At 66.8% G+C, this 4,724-nt stretch carries 5 protein-coding genes; all 5 read right to left on the bottom strand.

The annotated features are described in order from the left end of the window. Positions 1–128: 128 nt before the first annotated feature. Positions 129–527: a DUF6632 domain-containing protein gene (locus tag A5779_RS31080; protein WP_064887702.1), complete on the bottom strand. Its 399-nt coding sequence runs from the start codon at positions 525–527 to the stop codon at positions 129–131. Positions 528–564: 37 nt separating this feature from the next. After that, complete coding sequence (locus tag A5779_RS31075) at positions 565–1,824, bottom strand: glucarate dehydratase family protein (RefSeq protein ID WP_064887700.1); 1,260 nt, start codon at positions 1,822–1,824, stop codon at positions 565–567. Continuing rightward, a complete protein-coding gene (locus A5779_RS31070) occupies positions 1,824–2,747 on the bottom strand; it encodes a 5-dehydro-4-deoxyglucarate dehydratase (RefSeq protein WP_064887698.1) in 924 nt (307 codons plus the stop codon). Before A5779_RS31070 ends, A5779_RS31075 begins: the two co-directional genes overlap by 1 nt. Positions 2,748–2,772: 25 nt before the next feature. Continuing rightward, the gene (locus tag A5779_RS31065) at positions 2,773–4,368 is read right to left on the bottom strand and encodes an aldehyde dehydrogenase (NADP(+)) (protein WP_064887696.1); all 1,596 of its coding nucleotides are present in this window, start codon (positions 4,366–4,368) and stop codon (positions 2,773–2,775) included. Positions 4,369–4,612: 244 nt separating this feature from the next. Further along, a partial coding sequence (locus A5779_RS34840; protein WP_131811719.1) for a DUF3237 family protein occupies positions 4,613–4,724 on the bottom strand: 112 nt, incomplete at its 5' end.

Here is a 4,724-nt window from a genome sequence, read left to right as displayed (position 1 = left end):
GCCGTCGGTTTCTTCACCGACTCCGCCGCGCCCCGCAACGACCGCCAACAAACCCGCCAACAAGCCCGCACCCAGCGCATCAACACCGAACGCCGACTCAACACCGAACTCGACAAACCCCCACCCTTTTAGGCGGGTTCGCGTCGAATTCCGGAAGTCCGGACCAGTACCGCCAACACGACGGCGGCGATGAGCAGCGCGGGAACGTCACCCCACAGGTGCCCCATGTGATGGCCGTCCCCGAATGACTGCACCGCCATGATCGCCGCGTGCACGACGCTGGAGACCACGGTGAACCAGATCAGGCTGATGTTGGCCTCGGGTCGTCGCGCCGCGTTGAGGAGAAACAGGCCCAGCGTCACGTATACGCCGACGATCATCATGAAGTAGTTGGACTCGTACGGAGCACCGTGATGCCAGGCCCACCCCGCCGGCCAGACCACCGCCAGCGGGTACAGCAGGATCATCACCGCACCGAAGACCACGAGTGCGGCCTGCAGAAGCCGGTAGCTGCGTGAAGGTTCCATGGCGCACTCCTAGAGACGTCGAGCCTCCAGGATCGCACTACCAACGCGGGCTGATGGCCTCAAATGACGGATCGACCGTGCGCATGTAGCCGGTGTCGTCGCGGTCAGTGATCCCGCAGCGCACGTACTGCTCGTGCAACGCGGCCAAGGAGTCGTCGTCGATCTCAACCCCGAGTCCGGGGCCGGTCGGCACCGGCACCGACCCCGCGTGGAACTCGAGGACGCCGGGACGCACGACGTCTTCGGTCTTCCACGGCCAGTGGGTATCACAGGCATAGGTGAGATTCGGAGTGGCGGCGGCCAGATGCACCATGGCCGCCAGGCTGATGCCCAGATGCGAGTTGGAGTGCATGGACAGCCCCAGTCCGAAGGTGTCGCAGATTCCGGCGAGCAGGCGGGAACGCTGCAGCCCACCCCAGTAGTGGTGGTCGGAAAGCACCACGCGCACTGAATCTTTCGCGATGGCTGGGGCCAGTTGGTCGAACGCCACCACGCACATGTTGGTTGCCAACGGCATGGGCGCCTGTGCTGCCACGTCGGCCATGCCGTCCAGCCCCGGCGTCGGGTCCTCCAGGTACTCCAATACGCCGGACAGTCGCGCGGCCACCTTCATCGATGTCTCGGGGGTCCAGGCGGCGTTCGGGTCCAGCCGCAGCGGATGGTCGGGGAACGCGGCCCGCAACGCCTCGATCGCGGCCGCCTCTTCCTCCGGCGCGAACACGCCACCCTTGAGTTTGATTGCGGTGAAGCCATATTCGCCGATGATCCGGCGGGCCTGCGTCACGATGCCGTCGGGGTCGAGCGCCTCGCCCCAGCAGTCGGGCTCGGCACCGGGGTGGGCGGCCCACTTGTAGAACAGATAGGCGCTGAACGGCACGGCGTCGCGCACCGCGCCGCCGAGAAGGTCCGACACCGGCCGGCCGGTGGCCTTCCCCGCGACATCGAGGCACGCCACCTCGAACGGTGAGAAGACCTGGTCGACCGCACTGGCGGTGGTGATCATGCCGGCGGTACCGACCGCAGCCGTATCGCCTTGCAGCACCCGAGCGATGGTTGCACGAATGGCGTTGAGAGAAAACACATCAAGCCCGACAATCGCGTCGGCCGCAGCAGTCAGCCGCTCCAGATGCCGGGTGTCGGCGTAGGTTTCGCCGAGCCCGGTCAGGCCCGCATCGGTATCCAGCTGGATGATCGCCCGCAGCGCGAACGGTTGATGCACGCCGACGGTGTTGAGCAATGGCGGGTCGGCGAATGCAACCGGAGTGATACGCGCACCGGTGATGCGGACCGCTGGCATCAGTGGACCAGGGCGTCAGCGAGCACGGCGCGGCCGGCTGCCAGGATGCGTTGCAGCTCAGCGACATCGTCGGGCCTGGCATCGATCAGAGGCGGGCGTACCGGTCCGGCTGGGATCCCCTCCATGGTGACCCCGGCCTTGATCAACGAGACCGCATAGCCGGGAACGGTGTCGCGCAGTCGCACCAGCGGATGGTAGAACTCGCGCGTCAGGGCCGCGATCATCGGCTCATTGCCAGTCTCCAGTGCCTGGTAGAAGGCGAGTGCGACATCGGGGGCGAACGCGAAGGTCGCCGAGGAGTACAACGTCACCCCGATGGCGCGGTACGCCTGCTGCGACACCTCGGCGGTTGGCAGCCCGTTGAAGAACTGGAACGGCTTGCCGAGCGGCTCCAACGCGTCGGTAACCGCACGGACGATGCGTGATACCCGATCGAGATCGCCTGTGCCGTCCTTGAATCCGACGACATTGGGAATCAGGGCCGCCTCGACCGCCGACTCCTCGGTGTAGCGGGCGTTGTTGCGGTTGTAGACGACGACGGGAAGGTCGGTGACGGCGCTGACCTCGCGGGTGTACTCCACGAGCCCGGCCTGCGGCATCTCCACCAGGTACGGCGGCAGCAGCAGCAGGCCGTCGGCACCGGCGTCGGCGGCTACCTTGGCAAAGGCCTTGGCCGACGCGATCGATCCGCCTGCTCCTGCGTACACCGGAACCCGGCCGCCGACCGCCTCGACGGCGGTACGCACCACGGTGCGCATCTCCTCGGGATCGAGGGCATGGAATTCTCCGGTGCCGCAACCGACGAACACACCACCGGGCCCGGCATCGACACCCTTGGAGACGTGCTGCGCGAGCAGGTCCACGTCGATGTCACCAGCGGTGGTGAGCGGGGTTACCGGGAAGAACAGGACGCCGTCCAGCATTTGTCTACTCCTTGTGTTTTTCAGGTCAGTCTTTGGTGAGTTGGCCATCGATACGCCGCCACAGGCCGTCTGGGTTTCCGTCGGCAATGGCACTGGGCAGCAGCGATTTCGGGGCGTCCTGATAGCAGACTGGGCGCAGGAACCGCTCGATGGCCCGGGCGCCCACCGACGTGGTGCGCGAATCGGAGGTCGACGGGAACGGCCCGCCGTGCACCATGGCGTGACCGACCTCGACGCCGGTCGGCCAGCCGTTGAACAGGATTCGGCCCGCCTTGAGCTCAAGGACGTCCAGCAGTTCACCCGCCTGACCGTGATCGGGCTCGTCGGCCTGGATCGTGGCGGTCAGCTGCCCCTCCAGGCTCTGGGCGAGCCGCAACATCTCAGCGGTATCCGAACACTTGACAACGACGCCGGCGGCGCCGAACACCTCACCCTGCAACGCCTCTGAGGCCAGGAAGGTGGCCGCATCCGTGGCGAACAGTGCGGCGCGGCACGAGGCGGCGGGCGCGTCCATCTCGGAACCGCGGGCGACCAGGACGGCCTCGGCGTCCAATGCCTCAACGCCGTCGCGGAAGCCGGCGGCGATACCCGGCGTGAGCATCACGGTCGGCGCACTCGCTGCGACCGCTTCACCCGCGGCGGCGACGAAAGTGTCCAGTTCCGGGCTGTCGACCGCGATGACCAGACCGGGGTTGGTGCAGAACTGTCCGGAACCCAACGTCAGCGAACCGACGAAGGCACGGCCCAACTCAGCACCTCGGCCGGCGAGTGCACCGCCGAGCAGGAATACCGGGTTGACGGCACTCATCTCGGCATACACCGGTATCGGTTCAGGACGAGCCGCGGCGGCGGCGACCAATGCCATGCCGCCCGCACGGGAGCCGGTGAACCCGACTGCCTTGATCCGGGGATCGGTGACCAGTGCGATGCCGAGTTCCGGACCGAAGCCGTACAACAGGGAGAACGTTCCGGCCGGCAGCCCAGAGGCGGCGACAGCGCCGGCGATGGCACGCCCGACGAGTTCGGAGGTGCCAGGGTGGGCATCGTGCGCCTTGGCCACAACGGGGCAACCGGCAGCCAGGGCAGACGCGGTATCGCCGCCGGCCACTGAGAACGCTAACGGAAAGTTGCTGGCGCCGAACACCGCGACCGGGCCGAGCGGCACGCTGCGCTGACGAATATCAGGCCGCGGCAAGGGGGTTCGGTCAGGTTGCGCAGGGTCGATGCGGGCCTGGTTCCAGCTGCCCTCGCGCAGTACAGCGGCGAACAATCGCAGTTGGCCCGCAGTGCGCCCGACCTCACCGGTCAGCCGCGGCCGGGGCAGGCCGGTCTCGGCGTGGGCACGGTCCACGAGCGCGTCACCGATCGACTCGAGATTGGCCGCGATCGCCTCCAGAAACCGGGCCCTCGTCTCGATGGGGACTGACCGGTACGCCGGGAACGCCTCCGCAGCTGCGGCGCAGGCGTCCTCGACATGGGAGCGGTTGCCGTACGCATACGCAGGTTCGATGGGGTTGCCGGTCTGCGGGTCGACGCCGCGGATCTCATCACCGGTCCCGCGCACAGGAGTCCCCGCGATCAGCATCTGTCCGGTCAGGTCCAGCGTCACCGTTGAGGTCATACTGGCACCGTACGACCGTCAATAAATACATGTCCAAGTCAAATTTGCGGCTCATTGATACATCTACTGCATCAGTTGAGGCCTGCGCACACGTGCGGGTTTGGAGTGGGCCCCCACCCGCCGCGGCACTCGCACCCCGGGGTGCGGGCTCAACGCCGACATTCGCGCGCCTGGATGGAAACGCGAACGATTACCCCGTCCCAATGTCGGCGTTGACCTCACCTATTGGCCGGCGGCGTGCCGGTCAGACAACGACTCGGAAGACTTGGAATTCGACGGTGGGGCCGGGTTGGATGCGTCCTTGTCCGACGAAGATGCTTTGGTTGACCCAGGCGTATTTGGGGTCTCCGGATTCC

The organism is Mycolicibacterium peregrinum, assembly GCF_001665625.1.
Lineage (GTDB): Bacteria > Actinomycetota > Actinomycetes > Mycobacteriales > Mycobacteriaceae > Mycobacterium > Mycobacterium peregrinum_B.
This window is presented reverse-complemented; position numbering and strand designations above follow the sequence as displayed.